Below are 23,798 nucleotides of genomic sequence, written 5' to 3' on the forward strand. Positions count from 1 at the left end.
CTCACGGCGCCATCATGCCGGGTGCGCCCACCTGGTGAGAACGACGTCCGTGATCCGGACTCACCCGAGGTCCAGGGCGAGCAGGTCGTCCTCGGTCTCGCGCCGCACCAGCACCCGCACCTGGCCGTCGCGGGCCGCGAGCACCGGGGGCCGCGGCACGTGGTTGTACTGGCTGGCCATGCTCCGGCAGTAGGCGCCGGTGCCGGGCACGGCGAGCAGGTCGCCGGGCCCGACGTCCGAGGGCAGAAACTCGTCCTTGACCACGATGTCGCCGCTCTCGCAGTGCTTGCCGACCACCCGGGAGAGCACGGGCTCGGCGTCCGAGCGGCGGTTCGCCAGGGTCGCCGAGTAGTCGGCGTCGTACAGGGCGGTGCGGATGTTGTCGCTCATCCCGCCGTCCACGGCGACGTACCGGCGCCGGCCGCCGCCGTCCAGGTCGACGTCCTTGACGGTGCCGACCGAGTACAGGGTGAAGGTGCTCGGACCGGCGATGGCCCGACCGGGCTCCACCGAGATCCGCGGGACGTCGACCCCGAGGTCCGCGCACTCCTTGCCGACGATCTCGGCGAGTCCCCCGGCCAGGTCGGTCGGCGCCAACGGGTCGTGCTGGGTCGTGTAGGCGATGCCGAACCCGCCACCGAGGTCGAGCTCGGGCAGAACGACCCCGTGCTCGGTCGCCACCTTCGCGTGCAGCCCCAGCACCCGTCGGGCCGCGATCTCGAAACCCTGGACGTCGAAGATCTGCGAGCCGATGTGCGAGTGCAGGCCGCGCAGCTCGAGCTCGGGCCGGGCCAGCACCTGCGCGACGGCCGCCCGGGCCTGGCCGCCGCTGAGCGACAGACCGAACTTCTGGTCCTCGTGAGCGGTGGCGATGTAGGAGTGGGTGTGCGCCTCGACCCCGACGGTCACCCGCAGCAGCACCGGCGCCCGCACGCCGCGCTCGCGCGCGAGGTCGGCGACCCGGTCGATCTCGGACGGTGCGTCGACGACGATCCGGCCGATGCCGGCGTCCAGCGCCCGGCCGATCTCGGCGTCGCTCTTGTTGTTGCCGTGCAGCCCGATCCGGGACGGCGGCACCTGCGCCCGCAGGGCTACGGCGAGCTCGCCCCCGGTGCAGGTATCCAGGCTCAGGCCCTCCTGCACCACCCAGCGGGCGACCTCGGTGCACAGGAACGCCTTGCCCGCGTAGTACACGTCGGCACCGCCGCAGAGGTCGGCGAAGGCGGCGTCGAAGGCGGTGGCGAATGCGCGGGCGCGGGCCCGGAAGTCCGCTTCGTCCACCACGTACGCGGGGGTGCCGTGCTGGGCCGCGATCGCGACCACGTCGACGTCCGCGACCTTGAGCCGGCCGCAGCTGCTGCCCCGCCGGACCGTGCGCGACCACAGGGGCGCCACCAGCTCGTTGACGTCGACCGGCGGGCGCAGCCACGACGGGCCGAAGTACCCGTCGGCGTGCAGCGCACCGGCCTCGTGCGCGCGCACTACATCTGCTCCGGCGCGGACACACCCAGCAGGTCCAGGCCGCGGGCCAGCACGGTTCGGGTGGCCTCGTTGACCCAGAGCCGGGTGCGGTGCAGGTCGGTGATCTCCTCGTCCGCGCTCTCGGGCCGGACCCGGCACTCGTCGTACCACTTGTGGTACTTGCCGGCGAGCTCCTCGAGGTAGCGGGCCACCCGGTGCGGCTCACGCAGCTCCGCGGCCTGACCGACGACCCGCGGGAACTCGCCCAGGGTAGCCAGCAGCACGGACTCGGTCTCGTGGTCCAGCAGCGTCGGGTCGAAGCCGTCCTCGCGCCGTACGCCGTCCTCGGCCGCCAGCCGGGACATCCGGCTGATCCGGGCGTGCGCGTACTGGACGTAGAACACGGGGTTGTCGTTGCTGCGCTGGCGCAGCTGCTCGCCGTCCAGGTTGAGCGGCGAGTCAGCCGGGTACCGGGCCAGGGAGTACCGGACGGCGTCGCTGCCGATCCAGTCGATCAGGTCGCGCATCTCGATCATGTTCCCGGCGCGCTTGGACAGCTTCGCGCCGTTGAGGTTGATCAGCTGGCCGATCAGCACCTCGATGTTGACGCTCGGGTCGTCACCGGCGCAGGCCGCGATGGCCTTGAGCCGCCCGACGTAGCCGTGGTGGTCCGCGCCGAGCATGTAGACCTTCTCGGGGAAGCCGCGGTCCTTCTTGCTGAGGTAGTACGCCGCGTCCGCGGCGAAGTAGGTCGGCACGCCGTCCTGCCGGACCATCACCCGGTCCCGGTCGTCGCCGAAGTCGGTGGTACGCAGCCACACCGCACCATCGGCGTCGAAGACGTGCCCCTGCTCACGCAGCCGGGCCACGGCCTGCTCCACCGCGCCGCCGTCGTGCAGCGTGCGCTCGCTGAACCAGACGTCGAAGTGCACGTCGAACGAGGCGAGCACCTGCTGGATCTCGGCCAGCTGGGCCTGGTAGCCCAGGTCGCGGGCGACGACCAGCGCCTCGTCGTCGGGCAGCTCGAGCAGGTCCGGCCGCTGCTCGAGCACGACCTTCGCGAGACCGTCGACGTACTCGCCGGGGTAGCCGTTCTCGGGCACCGCCTCGCCGCGCGCACGGGCCAGCACGGACGCCGCGAAGTTCTCCATCTGGGCACCGGCGTCGTTGACGTAGTACTCGCTGGTCACCGTCGCGCCGCTGGCGGCCAGCAGCCGGCGCAGGGAGTCGCCGAGCGCCGCCCACCGGGTGTGCCCGATGTGCAGCGGACCGGTCGGGTTCGCCGACACGAACTCCAGGTTCACCACGTGACCGGCGAGCGTGGTGTTCTCGCCGTAGGCGGTCCCGGCCTCCACGATGGTGCGGGCCAGCTCACCGGCGGCGCCGGCGTCCAGCGAGATGTTCAGGAAGCCGGGGCCGGCGACGTCGACCTTGCGGACGCCCTCGACCTCCTGCAGCCGGCGGGCCAGCACCTCGGCCAGCTGCCGCGGCGGGATCCCGGCCCCCTTGGCCAGCTGGAGCGCCAGGTTCGTCGACCAGTCGCCGTGCTCACGCGAACGCGGGCGCTCCACCCGGACCTCGTCGGGGACGGCGGCACTGAGCTCGCCGGAGGTGACGGCGTCGGCCAGGACACCACGGATGGCCAGGGAGAGCTGCTCGGGGGTCACCGTGGAAGGTTACCGACTCACGCAGCCCGCTGACTCAGCCCACTGGTTCAACCCACGCGGCCCGCGGAGGCCAGCACGCCGACGATGGCGACGAGCTCGTCGGGGTCGAAGGGCTTGGCGATGAAGGCGTCCACCGTGGCCTGCTCGGCCTGGGCCCGGTGGTGGCTCTGCACGGACGCGGTCACCATGACGACCGGGAGGTGCTCCAGGCGCGGGTCGCTGCGGATCATGGAGACCGTCCACCAGCCGTCCCGGCGGGGCATCAGCGCGTCGACCGTGACGACGTCCGGCAGCACGTTCGTCGGGTCGCTCAGCAGGTCGAGCGCCTCCTGGCCGTCGTGCGCCTCCATGACGTCATAGCCCTCGAGCTCGAGGTTCATCACGATCAGCGAGCGCACGGAGTCGGTGTCGTCGCAGACCAGCACCCGCGGGGAGGACAGCGAGCTGACCGAGCGCCTGCGCCGGCCCCTCCCCTGCTGCATCATTCCCTCAGACTAGGCCGACATCGTGATCAAGCCAGGCGAGTTGCAGCATCCCGGTCCTGAGAGGGGCAAAATGCAGAATCCCGAGCCGCGGGTGGTGGCTCGGGACGTCGGTCCTTCTCGCGATCTGAAAGCGCCCCCGGCAGGATTCGAACCTGCGCCCCCGCCTCCGGAGGGCGGTGCTCTATCCCCTGAGCTACGGGGGCTCGGGCTCAACGAGGTTACCAGCCACCGCGAGCGAGTCCGAACCGGGCTGCTGCCCTGCTAGTCCTGCCCGGACTGCGTCTTGGACTCGCCCTCGACGAACTCCCAGTGCCATGGCTCGGGCCGGCTGCCGGTGCCCGGGCGGGCCCACGCGGGGTTGTCCCAGCCGAACTTCGGCGCGTTCGCGAGGAACCAGGTGCGGCGTGCGCTGCTGGTCTGGTCCGGACCGTCGCAGACGTCGATCGCCAGCCCCCAGCCGTGCTCGCTGGTGCCCGGTCGCGCTGCCAGCCCCGGCTTGCGGGCGGCGACGCTGTATTGCGAGGCGAGCGAGCGGTAGGAGTCCGTGAGGCACAGGTCCTCGCCGAACGTGCCGCGGTACACCTCGTTCAGCCGGATCAGCCGGACCGCCGCGTCGGCCCGCAGCCGGTGCCGGGACGCCCACGGCAGCACGCACAGGATGGACGTCGGGAGCTGGCCGTTCGAGTACGACTGGGTCGGCGTCCTGCCGCTGCAGCCGGCAATGGCACCGCGCTCCTGCGAGCGAGAGACGGCGGTCATCCGGAACGCGTTGTCCAGCGTCCCGCCGGCCAGTCGGGACGACGACTGCTGGGTGCTCAGCTGGGTGCTCAGCTGGCTGCTGTCGGACAGCACGCCACCGGAGGCCGAGGTCGTGGCACCCAGCGAGGCGGCGGCCTGACCGGCAGCCTCGGAGGGCAGTGCTCCTGCGGCGACCGCGAGACCGCCGAGCCCGGCGACGGCAGCCAGGGCGCCGACCACGGCGAGCCCGCGGTGGCGAGACGTCCGCGGGGCCGGCTGCTCGCGGCTGTGCGGCGCGCGCCGGACGTTGGGTGAGGGTCGCGACGCTGGCTGCGGGGCGGCGGGCGGTGCGGCGACCGAGCGCCGTGAGCGTGTCGCGGGCAGCACCGTGGTGGTCGGCCGCGCCTCCGCCAGCCGGGCCGCCTTCGCCTCGGCGCGGGTCCGGTACTGCGGCGCGGCAGGTGCGGAAGGCTCCGGGTGCACCAGCGTCGTCCGGTCGATGACGTCGGTGACCTCGACGTCCGCCGTCCGGTCAGTCTCCGGGGTCGGCTCGGGTGCTGCACCCGGGGCGCGACGCCGTCCGCGGTACTCGCTCGCGGGCTCCTGCGACGTCCAGTCGACGAACAGACGGTCACCCGTCGTCGATCGAGTGGCAGGGGGCACGCGGGAACTCCAGCTCGTCGGCGTCAGGACGCGTCGAGACGCGCCACTGGTCAGTGGTCGAGGTGTCAGGGTCGGGCATCAGGGCTTGCATCAGGATCGATCGGCGGTGCAGCGCGTCCACGGACCCGGAGGGGGCCAGGCGGTTGTCGGGGCGGACAACTGCCCGGGACGCCCGACCGACCATAGGCGATTTGGGTGAATCACAACAGGGGCACTCGCAGGGAATGTGACGCAGACCACATCACTCTTGGTGATGGAAACCAGATGACCTAGGCCTGGCGGCGCGTCTCGTCCCGGACCTCACCCACCAGCTCCTCCAGCACGTCCTCCAGGAAGACCACGCCGGTGACCTCGTCGTCCTCGACGACCCGGGCGAGGTGCGCGCCCGAGCGCTGCATCGTGGCGAGCACGTCCTCCACCTCGTCCGCGGAGGAGACCGTGACCAGCGAACGGACCCGCTTCGCGGGCACCGGCTGGTCGTAGCGCTCGTCGTCCGCGTACAGCACGTCCTTCAGGTGCAGGTACCCGACCACGGCGCCGGACCCGTCCACCACCGCGAACCGGGAGAAGCCGGTGCGCGCAACCAGCCGCTCCACGTCCGCGGGGGTCGCACCGCCACTCACGGTGACCAGCTCGTCGAGCGGCACCGCCACGTCCCGGGCGCAGCGCTGGCTGAACTCCAGGGCACCGGTGACCAGGTCGTGGGCGTCCCCGAGCAGCCCCTCGCGCTGGCTCTCGGCGACGATGGAGGAGACCTCCTGGGCGGTGAACGTCGACGTCACCTCGTCCTTCGGCTCGACGCCCACGAGCCGCAGGCACCCGTTGGCGAGGCCGTTGAGCAGCCGGATCACCGGTGCCAGCGCGCGCGAGAGCGCGACCAGCGGCGGCGCCAGCACCAGGGCCGCGCGGTCCGGCCCGGCGATGGCCAGGTTCTTCGGCACCATCTCGCCGATCACCACGTGCAGGTACACCACGATCGCGAGCGAGATCGCGAACGCCACGGTGTGCACGGCCGCCGGCGAGGCACCCAGCGCCTCCAACGGCTCGGCGATGAGGTGCGCCAGCGCCGGTTCGGCCACCGCCCCCAGGCTCAACGAGCAGACGGTCACGCCGAGCTGGGCGCAGGCGAGCATCACCGACACGTGCTCCATGGCCCACAAGGTGCTGCGCGCCCGGCGCGACCCCCCCGCCGCGAGCACCTCGATCTGGCTGCGCCGGGCCGCCATGACGGCGAACTCGGCGCCGACGAAGAACGCGTTGGCCAGCAGCAGGGCGACCGCGACCAGCAGCGCCGTCCCGGAGCTCATGAAGCACCCCCGGAGTCCGCGGACGCCTCGTCGGACGACGAGTCCGCCGGCGCCGGGATCACCCGCAGGCGATCCACCCGGCGTCCGTCCATCCGGCTGACCGACAGCCGCCAGCCCGCGACCGTGACCACGTCACCGACGTCCGGGACGCGCCCGACGGCGGCCATCACGAAACCGCCCACGGTCTCGTACGCACCGTCGTCCGGCACCGGTGCGCCGATGCGGTCACGGACCTCGTCGGGCCGCCACAGCCCCGGCACCACCCAGGAGCCGTCGGAGAGCCGGCGCCCCGCCGTCCGCCCGCGGTCGTGCTCGTCGGCCACCTCGCCGACGATCTCCTCCACGACGTCCTCGAGGGTGACCACGCCGGAGGTGCCGCCGTACTCGTCCACCACGACGGCCAGCTGCAGGCCCTGCTCGCGCAGCTGGCCGAGGAGGGGGTCCAGCCGGACCGTCTCCGGCACCATCAGGGGCTCGGACATCAACGCCGCGGCCGGTACCTCCGCCCGGCGTTCGAGCGGCACGGCGACCGCCCGCTTGATGTGCACGACGCCGACGACGTCGTCCAGCCCGTCGTCCACCACGGGGAAGCGCGAGTGCCCGGTCGTGCGGGCGAGCCGGACGACGTCGGCGGCCGAGTCCTCGCGCTGGACGACGACGCAGCGCAGCCGCGGCGTCATCACGTCCTCCGCGGTGCGTTCACCGAAGCCCAGCGAGCGGGTGAGCAGCCGCGCGGTCGAGGCGTCCAGGGTGCCGGCCTCGGCCGAGCGCCGCACGAGCGAGGCGAGCTCCTGCGGCGTGCGCGCGCTGGACAGCTCCTCCTTGGGCTCGACGCCGACCCGCCGCAGCAGGGCGTTGGCGCTGCCGTTGAGCACCGTGATCAGCGGCCCGGCGACCAGCGCGAAGACCCGCATGGGCATGGCGATCAGCTGCGCCGTGCCCAGCGGGCGGGCGATCGCCAGGTTCTTGGGGACGAGCTCGCCCAGCACCATCGAGAACCCGGTCGCCAGCACCAGGGCGATCCCCACGGCCACCGGCTCGACCGCCCCCTCGGGCAACCCGATCGCCTCGAGCGGACCGTGCAGGAGCGCGGCGATGCTCGGTTCGGCGAGGTAGCCGACGAGCAGCGTGGTCAGCGTGATGCCGACCTGGCACGCGGACAGCTGGGTCGAGAGCTTGCGCAGGGCGGTGAGGACGCCGACCGAGCGGGTGTCGCCGTCCGCGACCGAGCGCTCGACGAAGGACCGGTCGAGGGTCACCAGGGAGAACTCGGCGGCGACGAACACCGCGGTGCCGATCGTCAGCACCACGGCCGCCAGCAGCAGCAACCACTCGGTCACGAGGCAGCTACCCGAGGAGCACGTGCTCCCGGATGGTGAGGCTCGTCGTCCGGGTCGTCCGGCAGCTGGTCCGGCACGGTCGTCATCCCAGAGAGCGTAGACGGCGAGGTGCTCACCAGCCCGCCGGCAGGGGTCGTCCCTCGTCGTAGCCCGCGCTGGACTGCAGCCCGACCACGGCCTTGTCGTGCAGCTCCTCCAGCGACCGGGCGCCCACGTAGGTGCAGGCGCTGCGCACGCCGGACGTGATCTGGTCGAGCAGGTCCTCCACCCCCGGGCGGGCGGGGTCGAGCATCATCCGCGAGCTCGAGATGCCCTCCTCGAACAGTCCCTTGCGGGCCCGGTCGAACGCCGACTCCTCGCGGGTCCGGGCCGCCACCGCGCGGGCCGAGGCCATGCCGAAGCTCTCCTTGTACTCCCGCCCCTGGGCGTCCGACATCAGGTCGCCGGGGCTCTCGTTGGTGCCGGCGAACCACGAGCCCACCATGACCTGGCTGGCGCCGGCCGCGAGCGCCAGCGCGACGTCGCGCGGGTGCCGCACGCCGCCGTCCGCCCAGACGTGCTTGCCGAGCTCGCGGGCCGCGGCGGAGCAGTCCAGCACGGCAGAGAACTGGGGTCGCCCGACCGCCGTCATCATGCGCGTGGTGCACATGGCGCCCGGGCCGACGCCGACCTTGACCACGTCCGCGCCGGCGGCGACCAGGTCGCGCACGCCCTCGGCGGTCACGACGTTGCCGGCCACGACCGGGACCTGCGGGTCCAGCGAGCGCACCGCCTTCAGCGCCTCGAGCATCTTGGCCTGGTGGCCGTGCGCGGTGTCCACGACGAGCGCGTCGACGCCGGTCTCCAGGATCGCGCGGGCCTTGGCGCCGACGTCACCGTTGATGCCGACCGCGGCGGCGATGCGCAGCCGACCCGCGTCGTCCAGCGCCGGGGAGTAGATGGTGGAGCGCAGGGCGCCGGTCCGGGTCAGCAGCCCGACCAGGACGCCGTCCGAGACGACCGGGGCGAACCGGCGCCGGGCGTCGTGCAGGGCGTCGAACCCGGCGCGCAGCGCGTCCGGGCCCGACAGGTCCGCGGCGTCGAGCACGACGAGCTCGGTGGACATCACGTCCTCGAGCGCCGTGTACCGGTCGACCCGGGTGCAGTCCTCGGTGGTGACCACCCCGATCGGACGCCGGGAGTCGTCCACCACGACGACCGCGCCGTGCGCGCGCTTGGGGATCAGGTGCAGCGCGTCCAGCACGGTCTCCCGGGCGGTCAGCGTGAGGGGGGTCTCGAACACCGGGTCGCGGTCCTTCACCCAGCCGACCACCTCGGTCAGCACGGGCAGCGGGATGTCCTGCGGGATGACGACGAGGCCGCCGCGGCGGGCCACGGTCTCGGCCATCCGGCGTCCGGCGACCGCGGTCATGTTGGCGACCACGATCGGGATGGTGGTGCCGGTGCCGTCGCCGCTGGACAGGTCGACGTCCAGTCGCGAGGTCACGTCCGAGCGGTTCGGGACGAGGAAGACGTCGTGGTAGGTGAGGTCGCCGCGAGGGATCTGACCGGGGAGGAAGCGCACCCCACCACGATAGGCCCGAGGCACCGGTGGTCGTAGAGTCGCGCCATGAGCGGACAGCAGCCCGTCGGCGCGCCCGCGGCGCCCCGACGCGTCCTCGTGGTCGAGGACGAGCCCACCATCGCCCTGTCCGTCGCGCACCGGCTGCGGGCCGAGGGGTACGAGGTCGAGGTCGCCGGCGACGGTCCGTCCGCGGTGCAGGCGGCGCTGTCCAACCCACCGGACGCGATGGTGCTCGACGTCATGCTGCCCGGGTTCGACGGTCTGGAGGTCTGTCGTCGGGTGCAGGCGGAGCGTCCGGTGCCCGTGCTGATGCTGACCGCCCGGGACGACGAGACCGACATGCTGATCGGCCTGGGCGTCGGCGCGGACGACTACATGACCAAGCCGTTCTCGATGCGCGAGCTGGTCGCCCGGGTGAACGCGCTGCTGCGCCGGGTCACCCGCGCCCAGCACCTCGCCACGCACCAGGAGGGCCCGTCGTCCCTGACGCTCGGCCCGGTCGAGATCGACCGCGCCGAGCGCCGGGTGCGCCGGGACGGCGAGGAGGTGCACCTGACGCCGATCGAGTTCGACCTGCTCGTCCGGCTGGCCAGCAGCCCCCGCACGGTGCTGACCCGCGAGACGCTGCTGGCCGACGTGTGGGACTGGGCCGACGCGTCCGGCACCCGCACCGTCGACAGCCACATCAAGGCCCTGCGCCGCAAGCTCGGCCCTGGCCTGATCCGCACGGTGCACGGGGTCGGCTACTCGGTGGAGCCGGACGGTGTCGCGAACGGCGACGCGAACGGTGACCCGAACGGGGACGAGTGAAACCGACCACCGGCTCACTGGTCCGCGACCTCAGGCCGCTGGACTCGTTCCGCTCCATCAAGATCAAGCTCGGCATCCTGGTGGCGGCCACCTGCTCGACGTCCGCGATCTTCGTCTGGGCCGGGCTGCACAACGAGCTGGCCACCCGGTACACGCTGCCGCTGTCGGTGCTCTTCGCGCTCGTCGTGACCCAGGTGCTGGCCCGCGGCATGACCTCGCCGCTGCGGGAGATGACGGCGGCCGCGCAGGCGATGGCCCGCGGCGACTACAGCCGGCGGGTCCGGGCGACGAGCAACGACGAGGTCGGCGAGCTGGGACGGGCGTTCAACCGGATGGCCGAGGACCTGGGCGACGCCGACCGACAGCGCAAGGAGCTCGTTGCGAACGTCAGCCACGAGCTGCGCACGCCGGTGTCCGCGCTGCGGGCGGTGCTGGAGAACCTGGTGGACGGTGTGACCACGCCGGACGACGCGACGCTGCGGGCGGCACTCGCCCAGACCGAGCGCCTCGGCGACCTGGTCACCCAGCTGCTGGACCTGTCCCGGGTCGAGGCCGGCGCGGTGCCGCTGCACCTGGCTTCCGTTGAGCTGCAGCGGTTCTTCACCACCTGCACCGAGGAGGCCGAGCTCGGTGGACGGGACGTGCAGTACGTCGTGGACGTGCAGCCGGCCGACCTGAGCGTGGTGGCGGACCGGGACCGCCTGCACCAGGTGCTCGCGAACCTGCTGGACAACGCCGCCCGGCACTCCCCGTCCGGTGGCCGGGTCGTCGCCCGGGCCCGCGCGGCGTCCGGTGCGATCCAGCTGGACGTCATCGACGAGGGTCCCGGGATCGACCCGCGCGACCGCGGGCGCGTCTTCGACCGGTTCCACCGCGGCGGCGCCTCGGCGGTGGACGGCGGCACCGGGCTCGGGCTGGCCATCGCCCGGTGGGTGATCGACCTGCACGAGGGCACGATCCGGGTCGCCGAGTCCGAGCGCGGCTGCGACATCCGGGTGACCCTGCCCCAGCGCGACCTGGACGAGGTGGCCTGACCCCCTGAGACGAGCGCGGCGGGCGCCTTAAGGCATGAAATCCACTTGTGAGTGAGTGCTCACTCATCTATTGTCTTCGTCCATGAGTCCACGCGCCCCCGCACTGCCGCCCGACCAGCGCCGCGCCGCGCTGATCGAGGCCACGCTGCCGCTGCTGCGGGCCAAGGGCGCCGCCGTCAGCACCCGTGAGATCGCCGAGGCGGCGGGCATCGCCGAGGGCACGATCTTCCGCGTCTACGGCTCGAAGGACGAGCTGATCGCAGACTGCATCCAGCGGGCGTTCGACAGCGAGATGCTGCGCGCCGCGCTGCGCGACGTCGACCGGGCACTGCCGCTGGCGATGCGGCTCGTCGCCGCGGTCGACCTGCTGCAGGCGCACATGAGCGGGGTGTTCTCGCTGATGATCACCCTGCGCACCAGCGGGCAGTCGATGCCCTCCTCGCCCGCCGGGCCGTCGTCCGACTACGCCGAGCGCCGACGCGAGGACAGCCAGCTCATCGACGCCGAGATGACGGACCTCATCGGTGCCGACCGCTCGGCGCTGCGGGTGCCGGTGCCGCAGGCACTGACCGTCCTGCGGATGCTCACGCTCTCCAGCGTGCACCCGTTCATGCACCAGCAGCCGACCACGACCACGGCGACGGAGATCGTCGACGTCGCCCTGCACGGCCTGTTGAAGAGGGGGAACTGAATGCTCGCCAACCTCACCCGCGCCTACCTGGCGCCCTACCGGCGCTGGCTGACCGCGATCGTGCTGCTGCAGCTGGTCGCCACCATGGCGTCCCTGTACCTGCCCAGCCTCAACGGCAAGATCATCGACGACGGGGTGGCCAAGGGCGACACGGCGTTCATCCTGAAGGCCGGCGGCATGATGCTGATGGTCTCGCTGGTGCAGATCGTGGCCACCATCTGCGCCACCTGGTTCGGCGCGCGGACGGCCGCCGGCCTCGGCCGCGACCTGCGGGCGTCGGTGTTCTCCCGGGTCGGCTCCTTCTCGGCGCAGGAGGTCTCGCGCTTCGGGGCGCCGACGCTGATCTCGCGCAGCACCAACGACGTCACGCAGGTGCAGACCGTGACCTTCATGGGCTTCACGATGATGGTCTCGGCGCCGATCATGATGGTCGGCGGCATCTTCATGGCCCTGCGCGAGGACGTCGGGCTGTCCTGGCTGGTCGCTGTCGCCGTCCCGTTCCTCGGGCTCTCGGTCGCCCTCGTGATCCGCCGGATGATCCCGCAGTTCCGGCTGATGCAGGAGTCCGTGGACTGGGTGAACCGGGTGCTGCGCGAGCAGATCACCGGCATCCGGGTCGTCCGCGCGTTCGTCCGCGAGGACCACGAGCGCTCCCGCTTCGCCGAGGCCAACACCCAGTACACCGGCACCGCGGTCGCCGTCGGCCGGCTGATGGCCCTCGTCTTCCCCATCGTGATGCTGACCTTCAACGCCTCGACCGTCGCGGTGCTGTGGTTCGGCTCCCACCGGGTGGCCAGCGGCGCCATGCAGATCGGCGAGCTGACGGCGTTCATGTCCTACCTGATGCAGATCCTGATGTCGGTGATGATGGCGACCTTCATGTCGATGATGATCCCGCGGGCGTCGGTGTCGGCCGGTCGCATCACCGAGGTGCTGGAGACCGACTCCACGGTCGTCCCGCCGACCACCCCGACCGCCATCCCGGACGGCGCGACCCGGGTCGAGCTGGACGACGTCGAGTTCCACTACCCGGGCGCGCAGAACGCTGTGCTGCAAGGGATCTCGCTGGTCGCCGAGCCCGGCAGCACCACGGCGATCATCGGCAGCACCGGGTCCGGGAAGTCGACCCTGCTCTCGCTGATCCCCCGGCTGTACGACGTGACCGGCGGCAGCGTGCGGATCGGCGGTGTCGACGTCCGGGGGGCAGCGCTCACCGACGTGTGGTCCCGGATCGGGCTGGTGCCGCAGAAGCCGTACCTGTTCACCGGGACCATCGCGAGCAACCTGCGCTACGGCGACCGCGACGCGAGCGACGAGGACCTCTGGGCGGCCCTGCGGATCGCCCAGGCCGACGGGTTCGTGCGGGCCATGCCGGACGGCCTCGACTCCGCCATCGCCCAAGGCGGGACCAACGTCTCCGGCGGCCAGCGCCAGCGTCTGGCCATTGCCCGTGCCCTGGTCGCCAAGCCGTCCATCTACCTGTTCGACGACTCGTTCTCGGCCCTCGACCTGGCCACCGACGCACGGCTGCGGGCCGCGCTGCGGCCGGTGACCCAGGACGCGGCCGTGATCGTTGTCGCCCAACGGGTCTCCACGATCATCGACGCCGACCGGATCGTCGTCCTCGAGGACGGGCGGGTGGTCGGCACCGGCACCCACGACGAGCTGATGCAGACCTGTCCGACGTACCAGGAGATCGCGCAGTCGCAGCGCGCCGCGCAGGAGGTGGCGGCATGAGCGAGGGCGTGAAGACCGAGGAGGAGAAGGCCGCCGAGGCCCGTCGCGGCCCCGGGTTGCAGGCGCGTCGCGGCCCCGGCATGCAGATGGGTATCCCGACCGAGAAGTCGAAGGACTTCGGCACCTCGGCGCGGCGGTTGCTCGGCCTGCTCGGCCCGCAGCGCGCCGCGCTCACCGCGGTGCTGGCCCTTGCTATCGGCAGCGTGAGCCTGTCCGCGATCGGCCCGAAGATCCTCGGCCACGCGACCGACCTGATCTTCGCGGGAGCCATCGGCAGCCAGCTGCCCGAGGAAGCCACCAAGGACCAGGTCGTCGCCGGCCTGCGCGCCGACGGCCAGGACACCTTCGCCGACCTGGTCGCCAACATGAAGGACCTCGTGCCGGGCCAGGGCATCGACTTCCACCGGCTCGGTCAGGTGCTGTTGTTCGTCCTGGCGCTCTACCTCGTGGCGTCCGTGCTGCAGTGGCTGCAGGGCTGGATCCTGACCGGCGCCGTGAACCGCACGATCTACCGGTTGCGCAGCGACGTCGAGGACAAGCTGGGCCGGCTGCCGCTGCCCTACTTCGACAACCAGCCGCGCGGCGAGCTGCTCAGCCGGGTCACCAACGACATCGACAACCTCGCCCAGGGCCTGCAGCAGACGCTCAGCCAGCTGCTGACCTCGCTGCTCACCGTCGTCGCGATGGTGGCGATGATGATCTGGATCTCTCCCCTGCTGGCGGTCCTCGCCCTGATCACGATCCCGATCACCATGGTCGTCACCGCCGCCATCGGCAAGCGCTCCCAGAAGCACTTCCTGCAGCAGTGGAAGAGCACGGGCGAGCTCAACGGCATCGTCGAGGAGACGTTCACCGGCCACAGCCTGGTGAAGGTGTTCGGCCGGCAGGAGCAGACCGAGCAGGAGTTCGAGGTCAAGAACACCGAGCTGCACGACGCGGGCTTCGGCGCGCAGTTCGTGTCCGGCATCATCATGCCGACGATGATGTTCATCGGGAACCTGAACTACGTCGTGATCGCCGTCGTCGGCGGCCTGCGGGTCGCGACCGGGGCAATGAGCCTGGGCGACGTGCAGGCGTTCATCCAGTACTCGCGGCAGTTCACCCAGCCGCTGACCCAGGTGGCCTCGATGGCCAACGTCATGCAGTCCGCCGCCGCCTCCGCAGAACGCGTCTTCGAGCTGCTGGACGCCGACGAGCAGGAGCCCGAGCACGCCGAGCCGGTCACGCTGACCGACCCGCACGGCCGGGTCGAGTTCCAGGACGTCGCGTTCTCCTACTCCCCCGACCGCCCGCTGATCGAGGACCTCTCACTGTCGGTGGAGCCGGGCCAGACGGTCGCGATCGTCGGCCCCACGGGCGCCGGCAAGACGACGCTGGTCAACCTGATCATGCGCTTCTACGAGCTCGACTCCGGACGGATCACGCTGGACGGCGTGGACATCACCCACCTGACCCGCAACGCCCTGCGATCCGAGCTGGGCATGGTGCTGCAGGACACGTGGCTGTTCTCCGGCACCATCCGGGAGAACATCGCCTACGGGCGTCCCGACGCGAGCGAGGACGAGGTGCTGGACGCCGCCCGGGCCACGTTCGTCGACCGCTTCGTGCACTCGCTGCCCGACGGCTACGACACCGTGCTGGACGCCGAGGCCAGCAACATCAGCGCCGGCGAGAAGCAGCTCGTCACCATCGCCCGGGCGTTCCTGGCCGATCCCGCCCTGCTGATCCTGGACGAGGCGACCAGCTCCGTCGACACCCGTACCGAGCTGCTGGTGCAGCAGGCGATGGCCGCCCTGCGCACCGACCGGACGAGCTTCGTCATCGCGCACCGGCTGTCCACGATCCGCGACGCCGACGTGATCCTGGTGATGGAGCAGGGACGCATCGTGGAGCAGGGCGATCACGAGCAGCTGCTCGCGCTGGGTGGTTCCTACGCCGCCCTGTACGCGGCACAATTCAGCGGCGCGGCGGTTGACGCCGACAACGAGCTCGGCGTGCCGGTACCGGCCGTCCCCGCTGGAGGTGGAGCAGATCGACGCCCCGAGTGACCTGCGCGGTCGCCGACTCGAGCTGAGTGGCCTCACCAAGTGGTTCGGCTCCGTGAAGGCCGTGGACGACCTGTCCTTTGCCGTCGAGCCCGGCCGGGTCACCGGCTTCCTCGGGCCCAACGGCGCCGGCAAGACCACCACGCTGCGCATGCTGCTGGGGCTGCTCACCCCGACGTCCGGCACGGCCACCATCGGCGGCCAGTCCTACGCGTCGCTGCGTGACCCGCTGCGGGTGGTCGGCGCGGGGCTGGACGGCTCGTCGTTCCACCCGGGCCGGACGGCGCGCAACCACCTGCGCTGGATGTGCGCCAGCGGTGGGCTGGACCAGGGCCGGATCGACGAGGTCCTGACCCTGGCCGGGCTGACCGGGGCGGCCGACCGGCGGGTCGGTGGCTACTCGCTGGGCATGCGCCAGCGGCTCACCCTCGGCGGGGCGATGCTCGGCGACCCGGACGTCCTGCTGCTCGACGAACCCGCCAACGGGCTCGACCCCGAGGGCATCGCCTGGCTGCGCGGGTACCTGCGCCACCTGACCGCCGAGGGCCGCACCGTGCTGGTCAGCAGCCACGTGCTGTCCGAGGTGCAGCAGACCGTGGACGACGTCGTCATCCTGGCGCGCGGCCGACTCGTGCACACCGGACCCCTCGAGTCGCTCAGCGGCGAGCCGGGCGTGACGGTGCGTAGCCCCGACCTCGCTCGGGCCCGGGACGCGTTGACCGCCGCCGGCTGGCGGGTCGAGGAGGGTGCGGCCGCCGGACCGGACCCCGAGCTCGTCGTCCGCGGCGCCGCGACGGGCCAGGTCGGCGACATCCTGCACGCCGCGAACGTGCCCCTGCACCTGCTCGCGCCCACCCACCAGGACCTCGAGACCACGTTCCTGCGGATGGTCAGCGACGCCGAGCGAGCAGTCGAGGTCGGCCGGTGAACCGCGCACTGTCCGCCGAGCTGGTCAAGCTGCGCACCACCCGGATGTGGTGGGGGCTGCTGGTCGCCCTGGTGGCGCTGGTCGCCCTCCAGGTCGCGTTCACCGCCTCGTTCGCGGGGCGCTACGCCGACGCCGGTGGCCCCGTCCTGCCCGCGCTCGACACCCCCGAGGGCCTGCGCACCGCCCTGTCCGCGGGCTACCAGTACGGCTACCTGATGGCGCTGGTCCTCGGCGCGATCGTCGGGTCGGTCGACTTCCGGCACCGGACGGCGACCCAGACCTTCCTGGCCTCGCCGCACCGGGGGTACGTGGTCACGGCCAAGTGCCTGGCCTGCGCCGTGGCCGGCCTGGTCTACGCCGTCGTGACCCAGGTGCTGTCGCTGGCGATCGTGCTGGTGGTCGCCGCCGTCCGCGGCATCGACGTCGACCTCGGCGGTGACGGCGTGCTGCGCTCGCTGCTGCTCGGGGTGCCCGGCATCGTGCTCTGGTGCGTGGTCGGGGTCAGCCTCGGCGTGCTGCTGCGCAACCAGGTCGCCGCCGTCCTGGTGGCGGTGGGCTACGTGCTGCTGATCGACCCGCTCGCCGCTCTGGCCATCCGCCAGCTCGACGCGTCGCCGGTCGACCAGTACACCCTGGGCAGCGCGTCCAGCGCGCTGGTCGGGGCGTCCACCGGCGCCGACGTCCTGTCCTGGTGGGCCGGCGGGCTGGTGATGCTCGCCTACGCCGTGGTGATCGCCGTGGCCGGCTGGCTGGTGACGACCCACCGCGACGTCACCTGAGCGGCCCCTGGCGCTCTCCCCGAGGCCCCGCGTGCCAGACGCCACGACGCGCTCAGGCATCGATCGGTGGAGGCGGTCGGCGGCGACGATCGTGAAGCACTAGCCTGGACCGTGTCGGTCGCCTGCCGGTGACCGGAGCAGTGCACCACGCGATCGAGGAAACGGAAGAGGCGATCACCGCCGTGTCGCAGGAGTCCGCGAACAGCGACCCGATGGCGGCCTTCGGGCCCAACGAATGGCTGGTGGACGAGCTCTACCAGCAGTACCTGAAGGACCGGTCCAACGTCGACCGGGCGTGGTGGGGGTTCTTCGAGGACTACAACCCGCTCGACCCCGCGACCAACGGCCAGCGTCCGTCCGTCGAGGACACCGACCCCGGCGGGATCGCACCTGCCACCGCGGCCACCGCGGCCGCCGCGGCCACCCCCGCCGTCCAGCCTCCGCCTGCTCCCCCGGCACCTGCCGCCCCCGCCGCCCCCGCACCGGAGAAGGAATCCGTGCAGCAGCCCATCCCGGCGGAGCCCGCCGCCAAGCCAGACGCCAAGCCCGCCGCCAAGCCGGCCCCCGCGGCCAAGCCGGCCCCCGCCGCCAGGCCCACCGCTGCGGCGGACGACGGCCCCGACGTCCGGCCGCTGCGGGGCGCGTCGGCCCGGGTCGTGACGAACATGGAGGCCAGCCTCCAGGTGCCGACGGCGACCAGCGTGCGCGCCATCCCGGCCAAGCTGCTCATCGACAACCGCATCGTGATCAACAGCCACCTCAAGCGCAGTCGCGGCGGCAAGGTCTCGTTCACCCACCTCATCGGGTTCGCCGTGGTCAAGGCGCTCGCCGCGATGCCGGAGATGAACCACAGCTACGCGGAGCGGGACGGCAAGCCCGTCCTGGTGGCGACCGACGCCGTCAACCTCGGCCTCGCGATCGACCTGGCGAAGCCGGACGGCACCCGCCAGCTCCTGGTGCCCAGCATCAAGGGCGCGGAGTCGATGGACTTCGCCCAGTTCTGGACCGGCTACGAGGACGTCGTGCGGCGGGCGCGCGCCCAGAAGCTGACCGCCGACGACTTCGCCGGGACGACGATCAGCCTGACCAACCCGGGGACCATCGGCACCAACCACTCCGTGCCGCGGCTCATGAGCGGGCAGGGCACCATCGTGGGCGTCGGCTCGCTGGAGTACCCGGCCGAGTGGCAGGGCGCCAGCGAGGAGACGCTGAACCGCAGCGCCATCTCCAAGATCGTCACGCTCACCTCGACGTACGACCACCGGATCATCCAGGGCGCCCAGTCCGGTGACTTCCTGCGCCGGATCCACCAGCTGCTGCTGGGCGAGGACGGCTTCTACGACGAGATCTTCCGCTCCCTGCGCATCCCGTACGAGCCGATCCGCTGGATCCAGGACATCTCGACCAGCCATGACGACGACATCACCAAGACCGCACGGGTGCAGGAGCTGATCCACGCCTACCGGGTGCGCGGGCACCTGATGGCCGACACCGACCCGCTGGAGTACCGCCAGCGCCGCCACCCCGACCTCGACGTGATCACCCACGGGCTGAGTCTGTGGGACCTCGACCGCGAGTTCCCGACCGGCGGCTTCGGCGGCAAGCCGTTCATGAAGCTGCGGCACATCCTCGGCGTGCTGCGCGACTCCTACTGCCGCACCGTCGGCATCGAGTACATGCACATCCAGGACCCCGAGCAGCGGGCGTGGATCCAGAGCAAGGTCGAGCGGCCCTACGACCGCACCTCCGCCGAGGAGCAGCTGCGCATCCTGCGCCGACTGAACTCCGCCGAGGCCTTCGAGACCTTCCTGCAGACCAAGTACGTGGGGCAGAAGCGGTTCAGCCTCGAGGGCGGCGAGTCCGTCATCGCGCTGCTGGACCGCATCCTGTCCCGCGCAGCCAACGAGCGCATGGACGAGGTCTGCATCGGCATGCCGCACCGCGGCCGGCTGAACGTGCTGGCCAACATCGCGGGCAAGTCCTACGGGCAGATCTTCCGCGAGTTCGAGGGCACCCAGGACCCGCGCAGCGTGCAGGGCTCGGGTGACGTCAAGTACCACCTGGGCACCGAGGGCAAGTTCACCTCCGAGGAGGGCGAGAACACCAAGGTCTACCTGGCGGCGAACCCCAGCCACCTGGAGGCCGTCAACCCGGTGCTCGAGGGCATCGTCCGGGCCAAGCAGGACCGGCTCGACCTCGGCGGCGAGGCGTTCAGCGTGCTACCGGTGCTGATGCACGGCGACGCGGCCTTCGCCGGCCAGGGCGTGGTGGCCGAGACGCTGAACCTCTCGCAGCTGCGCGGCTACCGCACCGGCGGCACGATCCACATCGTCGTGAACAACCAGGTGGGCTTCACCACCTCGCCGTCCGCGTCCCGCTCGTCGTTCTACTCGACCGACGTGGCCCGGATGATCCAGGCGCCGATCTTCCACGTGAACGGCGACGACCCGGAGGCCTGCGTGCGGGTCGCCGAGCTGGCGTTCGAGTTCCGCCAGGAGTTCGGCAAGGACGTCGTCATCGACATGGTCTGCTACCGCCGTCGCGGGCACAACGAGGGCGACGACCCGTCCATGACCCAGCCGCTGATGTACCGGCTGATCGAGAACAAGCGCAGCGTGCGCAAGCTCTACACCGAGTCGCTGATCGGCCGTGGCGACATCACGGTCGAGGATGCCGAGGCCGCGCTGCGCGACTACCAGCAGCAGCTGGAGCGGGTCTTCACCGAGACCCGGGAGGCCTCGCGGTCGACCGGTGACGGCGACTCGCGCGGCGGCCTGGAGCGCCCGCAGGCGCAGGTGGACGACGACGTGTTCTCGGTGTCGCGCCCGTCCGCCATCAGCACCGAGGTGCTGCACCACATCGGCGACGCGTTCAGCTCGGCTCCCGAGGGCTTCAGCGTGCACCCCAAGCTGCAGCAGCTGATGGCCAAGCGCACGCAGATGACCCGCGAAGGTGGCGTCGACTGGGCGATGGGCGAGCTGCTCGCCTTCGGCTCGCTGCTCATGGAGCAGACGCCGGTGCGGCTGGCCGGCCAGGACTCCCGCCGCGGCACCTTCGTGCAGCGGCACTCGGTGCTGATCGACAAGGTCACCGCCGAGGAGTGGACGCCGCTGCTCTACCTGACCGACGACCAGGCCCGGTTCTGGGTCTACGACTCGTTGCTGTCCGAGTTCGCGGCCATGGGCTTCGAGTACGGCTACTCCGTGGAGCGGCCGGACGCGCTGGTGCTGTGGGAGGCCCAGTTCGGCGACTTCGTCAACGGCGCGCAGACGATCATGGACGAGTTCATCTCCTCCTCGGAGCAGAAGTGGGGCCAGCACTCGTCCGTCGTGCTGCTGCTGCCGCACGGCTACGAGGGGCAGGGCCCGGACCACTCCTCGGCGCGCATCGAGCGCTTCCTCCAGATGTGCGCGGAAGACAACATGACCGTCGCGATGCCCAGCACCCCGGCGTCCTACTTCCACCTGCTGCGCCGTCAGGCGTACGCCCGGCCCCGTCGTCCGCTGATCGTCTTCACCCCGAAGTCGATGCTCCGGTTGAAGGCCGCGGTCAGCAGCCCCGAGGAGTTCACCTCCGGACACTTCCTGCCGGTGATCGGGGACGCGTCGGTCGATGCGGCGAACGTCGACCGGGTGCTGCTGTGCGCGGGCAAGATCTACTGGGACCTGGTGGCCGAGCGCAGCAAGCGCGAGGACACCAGCACCGCGATCATTCGGGTCGAGCAGCTCGCGCCGCTGCCCGTCGACGAGATCCTGACCGAGATCGACAAGTACCCGGGTGCGCAGCTGGTCTGGGCGCAGCAGGAGCCGGCGAACATGGGGCCGTGGCCGCACGTCGCGCTGAACCTGCCGGAGTTCCTCGGCGGGCGGGCGCTGCACCGGGCCTCGCGCCCGGCGTCCGCGTCGCCGGCGAGCGGGTCGTCGAAGCGGCACGAGGAGGAGCTCGTCGCGCTGCTCGAGCAGGCCCTGGGCCGCTGAGGGACGCGCGTGTACTTCACCGACCGCGGGATCGAGGAGCTCGAGGAGCGACGCGGGGACGAGCACGTCTCCTTGTCCTGGGTGGCCGAGCGGCTGCGCGAGTTCGTCGACCTGAACCCGGAGTTCGAGACACCGACGGAGCGGCTGGCCACCTGGCTGGCCCGCCTGGACGACGAGGACGAGTGAGCTGCCCGTGAGCGCTGTTGCGAGCGGCGCGCGCCGCGACGTCCGGATCTGCGTGGTGGGGTCGTCGATGGCCCTCGGCTACGGGGACCCCAAGGCCCTCGGCTGGGTGGGCCGGGTCGCCGCCCGCACACCGGCGGAGGAGATCGACCTGACCGTGCACAACCTGGGCGTGCGCGGTGACACCACGGCCGGCGTGCTCGAGCGCTGGCGTGCGGAGGTGGGACGGCGGCTCGAGGACGGCGCGGACAACCGGCTCGTCGTCGCGGTCGGCGCGGGAGACGTCGACGCGGGCATCTCGCTGGCCCGCACGCGGCTGAACCTGGCCAACGTCGTCGACGAGGCGGCCGCGGACGGGCTGCAGCCCTTCGTCGTCGGGCCGCCACCGCGGGCCGACCGCACGTTCAACGACCGGTTGCGGGCCGTCGTCGACGCCGAGCGCGATGTCTGCGAGCGCCGGTCGGTGCCGTTCGTGGACTGCTTCGAGCCGCTGCTCTCGCACGAGCAGTGGGCGGCGGACCTGTCCACCGGCGACGGCGTGCACCCGGGTCAGGCCGGCTACGGCCTGCTCGCGTGGCTGGTGCTGCACTGCGGCTGGCCGCAGTGGCTCGGCCTCGACCCCCTCCCCTGACCTTCGCGCCCCCTTCTCGCACCTATCGCGCTACCCGTGGTTTTCGAGGCTCCATAGCCACGGGTAGCGCGAATGGTGCTCGAACTCGGGGTTGACGGGTTGCGACAGACGCGATATATCTTGAGTTCCCAAGACGAGATATATCGCGAACGGAGCGTGACATGGCGGAGAGCTGGCAGGTCGACGGAGCGAAGGTCCTGGAGGTCGGCGGCGAGGGCGAGCCGGTGCGCGAGCTGCGCGTCGGCCTGGTCGCCGGGCGGGTGGACGTCGTCGCCCACTCCGACGACGAGCCGGGCGCTCGCATCGAGGTCACCCGGGTCAAGGGACGTCCCCTCGAGATCGAGTGGAAGGACGGCGCGCTGTCCGTGGCCCACCCGAAGGTCAAGTGGGACGGACTCCTCGACGGCCTGAAGAGCCTGGGCCGCAAGGACGACGAGGCCGAGCTGAGCATCGCCGTCCCCCGCGGCTGCTCGGTGAAGATCTCCACGGTGTCGGCGGACGGCCTGCTGGCCGGGCTGCAGGCCGATGCCTCGGTCCGCACGGTCAGCGGCGAGCTCGCCGTCTCCGACGTCCGGGGCGAGGTCAACGCCCGCACCGTCTCCGGCCGGATCGACGTCCGCGAGCTGCGCGGCAGCCTCAGCGGCGAGTCGGTCAGCGGCTCGCTCGTGGTGCACGCGGTCGAGCTCGACAAGCTCGACGTCAAGACCGTGTCCGGCGAGCTCGTGCTCGACCTGCACTCCACGCCGAGCCGGGTGAACATGAAGAGCGTCTCCGGCGACCTCGTCGTCCGGATCCCCCCGGAGTCCGGGTTCCGGCTGGACGCCGCGACCATGTCCGGCCAGATCGTGGCCGACGGCCGCCGGCTCGGCAAGGGCCGCCCCGGCCCGCCCCAGGGCGAGATCCGGGACGGCGACGAGTCGGTCCGGGTGTCCGCCAAGTCGGTCAGCGGCGACGTGACCCTGATCCGCACGGCCGCCTCGTGAGTCCGGTCTTCGCGCACGGCCAGCTGCGCCTGTACATGCTGATCTCGCTGGCCGACGGCCCGAAGCACGGCTACGAGATCATCCGTGACCTCGAGGAGCGCTTCGACGGGCTCTACGCGCCGAGCGCGGGCACCGTCTACCCGCGGCTCTCGCGGCTGGAGGAGGAGGGCCTGGTCGTCCGCGAGGACGACGGCCGCAAGGCGGTGTACCGGATCACCGACGCTGGGCGGGCCGAGCTCGCACACCGCTCGGACGACGTCCAGGACCTCGAGGTCGACCTCGACCGCACCGTGCGCCAGCTGGCCGAGGAGGTCCGCGCCCAGGTGCGCGGCGGCGCCAAGGACCTGCGCGCCGAGCTCATGGACGCCGCTCGGACCGCCCGCCGGCACGCCCGCGACGAGCCGGCGGACAAGGCCGCCCGGGAGGCGTCGTACGGCCGCCACCCGCAGGTCGAGAACGCCGTCGAGGAGCTGCGTCGCGGCCTGCGGTCAGCCACCCGTCGGCAGTGGATCGACCAGGAGTCGTTGAACGAGATCACGTCCATCATCGAGCGCGCCCGCGACGACGTCATCGCCGTCGTGGAGCGCGCCGTCAAGCAAGGGAGGCAGCCATGATGGCTGGAGCAAGCAAGGAGCTCGTCACCTACGTGCAGGACGAGCGGGTCCGGGCCGCGGCCCGTTGGCACCGGCCCGAACCGCGCGGCTCGATGCGTCGCACCCTGGCCGACTGAGGTGTGGCTGGTCGCCCAGGCGCAGATCGGTTGCGCTGCAACGCG

The 23,798-nt window shown here is 71.8% G+C and carries 19 protein-coding genes and 1 tRNA gene; 12 read left to right on the top strand and 8 right to left on the bottom strand.

The features are described 5' to 3' along the window. Nucleotides 1-60 precede the first annotated feature (60 nt). The 8 genes from lysA to ABEB17_RS01645 all read right to left on the bottom strand — a co-directional run bounded on the left by lysA (nt 61) and on the right by ABEB17_RS01645 (nt 9,225). Complete coding sequence (lysA, locus tag ABEB17_RS01610; protein WP_345714799.1) at nt 61-1,482, bottom strand: diaminopimelate decarboxylase; 1,422 nt, start codon at nt 1,480-1,482, stop codon at nt 61-63. Further along, entirely contained in the window at nt 1,482-3,128 is a 1,647-nt protein-coding gene (argS, locus tag ABEB17_RS01615) for an arginine--tRNA ligase (protein ID WP_345714800.1), read from the bottom strand. Before argS ends, lysA begins: the two co-directional genes overlap by 1 nt. A 47-nt stretch (nt 3,129-3,175) precedes the next feature. Continuing rightward, the gene (locus tag ABEB17_RS01620; RefSeq protein ID WP_345714801.1) at nt 3,176-3,613 is read right to left on the bottom strand and encodes a response regulator; all 438 of its coding nucleotides are present in this window, start codon (nt 3,611-3,613) and stop codon (nt 3,176-3,178) included. 131 nt (nt 3,614-3,744) lie between these two features. Further along, nucleotides 3,745-3,816 (bottom strand) — tRNA-Arg (locus ABEB17_RS01625). Nucleotides 3,817-3,874: 58 nt separating this feature from the next. Next, the gene (locus ABEB17_RS01630) at nt 3,875-5,014 is read right to left on the bottom strand and encodes a M15 family metallopeptidase (protein WP_345714802.1); all 1,140 of its coding nucleotides are present in this window, start codon (nt 5,012-5,014) and stop codon (nt 3,875-3,877) included. A gap of 269 nt (nt 5,015-5,283) precedes the next feature. Further along, nucleotides 5,284-6,321, bottom strand: a complete 1,038-nt coding sequence (locus ABEB17_RS01635; RefSeq protein WP_345714803.1) for a hemolysin family protein — start codon at nt 6,319-6,321, stop codon at nt 5,284-5,286. Further along, complete coding sequence (locus ABEB17_RS01640) at nt 6,318-7,661, bottom strand: hemolysin family protein (RefSeq protein ID WP_345714804.1); 1,344 nt, start codon at nt 7,659-7,661, stop codon at nt 6,318-6,320. The genes ABEB17_RS01635 and ABEB17_RS01640 overlap by 4 nt, the downstream gene beginning before the upstream one ends. Nucleotides 7,662-7,773: 112 nt before the next feature. Continuing rightward, nucleotides 7,774-9,225, bottom strand: coding sequence for a GuaB1 family IMP dehydrogenase-related protein (locus ABEB17_RS01645; protein ID WP_345714805.1), 1,452 nt, complete (start codon nt 9,223-9,225; stop codon nt 7,774-7,776). Nucleotides 9,226-9,270: 45 nt separating this feature from the next. On the opposite strand from ABEB17_RS01645, the gene ABEB17_RS01650 reads away from it, so the two are divergent. The 12 genes from ABEB17_RS01650 to ABEB17_RS01705 all read left to right on the top strand — a co-directional run bounded on the left by ABEB17_RS01650 (nt 9,271) and on the right by ABEB17_RS01705 (nt 23,637). After that, complete coding sequence (locus tag ABEB17_RS01650; RefSeq protein ID WP_345714806.1) at nt 9,271-10,035, top strand: response regulator transcription factor; 765 nt, start codon at nt 9,271-9,273, stop codon at nt 10,033-10,035. Further along, the gene (locus ABEB17_RS01655) at nt 10,032-11,069 is read left to right on the top strand and encodes a HAMP domain-containing sensor histidine kinase (RefSeq protein WP_345714807.1); all 1,038 of its coding nucleotides are present in this window, start codon (nt 10,032-10,034) and stop codon (nt 11,067-11,069) included. The genes ABEB17_RS01650 and ABEB17_RS01655 overlap by 4 nt, the downstream gene beginning before the upstream one ends. Nucleotides 11,070-11,151: 82 nt before the next feature. Beyond that, nucleotides 11,152-11,760 carry a TetR/AcrR family transcriptional regulator gene (locus ABEB17_RS01660; protein WP_345714808.1) on the top strand — a complete coding sequence of 203 codons (609 nt, stop codon included), beginning with the start codon at nt 11,152-11,154 and terminating at the stop codon, nt 11,758-11,760. After that, entirely contained in the window at nt 11,761-13,497 is a 1,737-nt protein-coding gene (locus ABEB17_RS01665) for an ABC transporter ATP-binding protein (RefSeq protein WP_345714809.1), read from the top strand. After that, entirely contained in the window at nt 13,494-15,545 is a 2,052-nt protein-coding gene (locus ABEB17_RS01670) for an ABC transporter ATP-binding protein (protein WP_345714810.1), read from the top strand. Before ABEB17_RS01665 ends, ABEB17_RS01670 begins: the two co-directional genes overlap by 4 nt. After that, complete coding sequence (locus tag ABEB17_RS01675) at nt 15,520-16,470, top strand: ABC transporter ATP-binding protein (protein WP_345714811.1); 951 nt, start codon at nt 15,520-15,522, stop codon at nt 16,468-16,470. The genes ABEB17_RS01670 and ABEB17_RS01675 overlap by 26 nt, the downstream gene beginning before the upstream one ends. After that, the gene (locus ABEB17_RS01680; protein WP_345714812.1) at nt 16,467-17,249 is read left to right on the top strand and encodes a hypothetical protein; all 783 of its coding nucleotides are present in this window, start codon (nt 16,467-16,469) and stop codon (nt 17,247-17,249) included. The genes ABEB17_RS01675 and ABEB17_RS01680 overlap by 4 nt, the downstream gene beginning before the upstream one ends. Nucleotides 17,250-17,431: 182 nt before the next feature. Continuing rightward, the gene (locus ABEB17_RS01685) at nt 17,432-21,226 is read left to right on the top strand and encodes a multifunctional oxoglutarate decarboxylase/oxoglutarate dehydrogenase thiamine pyrophosphate-binding subunit/dihydrolipoyllysine-residue succinyltransferase subunit (protein ID WP_345715769.1); all 3,795 of its coding nucleotides are present in this window, start codon (nt 17,432-17,434) and stop codon (nt 21,224-21,226) included. A gap of 9 nt (nt 21,227-21,235) precedes the next feature. Next, nucleotides 21,236-21,412, top strand: coding sequence for a DUF6104 family protein (locus ABEB17_RS01690; RefSeq protein WP_345714813.1), 177 nt, complete (start codon nt 21,236-21,238; stop codon nt 21,410-21,412). A gap of 7 nt (nt 21,413-21,419) precedes the next feature. Continuing rightward, on the top strand, nt 21,420-22,040 hold the full coding sequence (locus ABEB17_RS01695) for a GDSL-type esterase/lipase family protein (protein WP_345714814.1): 621 nt from the start codon (nt 21,420-21,422) through the stop codon (nt 22,038-22,040). Nucleotides 22,041-22,201: 161 nt separating this feature from the next. Continuing rightward, on the top strand, nt 22,202-23,023 hold the full coding sequence (locus ABEB17_RS01700) for a DUF4097 family beta strand repeat-containing protein (protein WP_345714815.1): 822 nt from the start codon (nt 22,202-22,204) through the stop codon (nt 23,021-23,023). After that, the gene (locus ABEB17_RS01705; RefSeq protein ID WP_345714816.1) at nt 23,020-23,637 is read left to right on the top strand and encodes a PadR family transcriptional regulator; all 618 of its coding nucleotides are present in this window, start codon (nt 23,020-23,022) and stop codon (nt 23,635-23,637) included. The genes ABEB17_RS01700 and ABEB17_RS01705 overlap by 4 nt, the downstream gene beginning before the upstream one ends. Nucleotides 23,638-23,798: the final 161 nt, after the last annotated feature.

Source organism: Angustibacter luteus (assembly GCF_039541115.1).
Taxonomy (GTDB): domain Bacteria; phylum Actinomycetota; class Actinomycetes; order Actinomycetales; family Angustibacteraceae; genus Angustibacter; species Angustibacter luteus.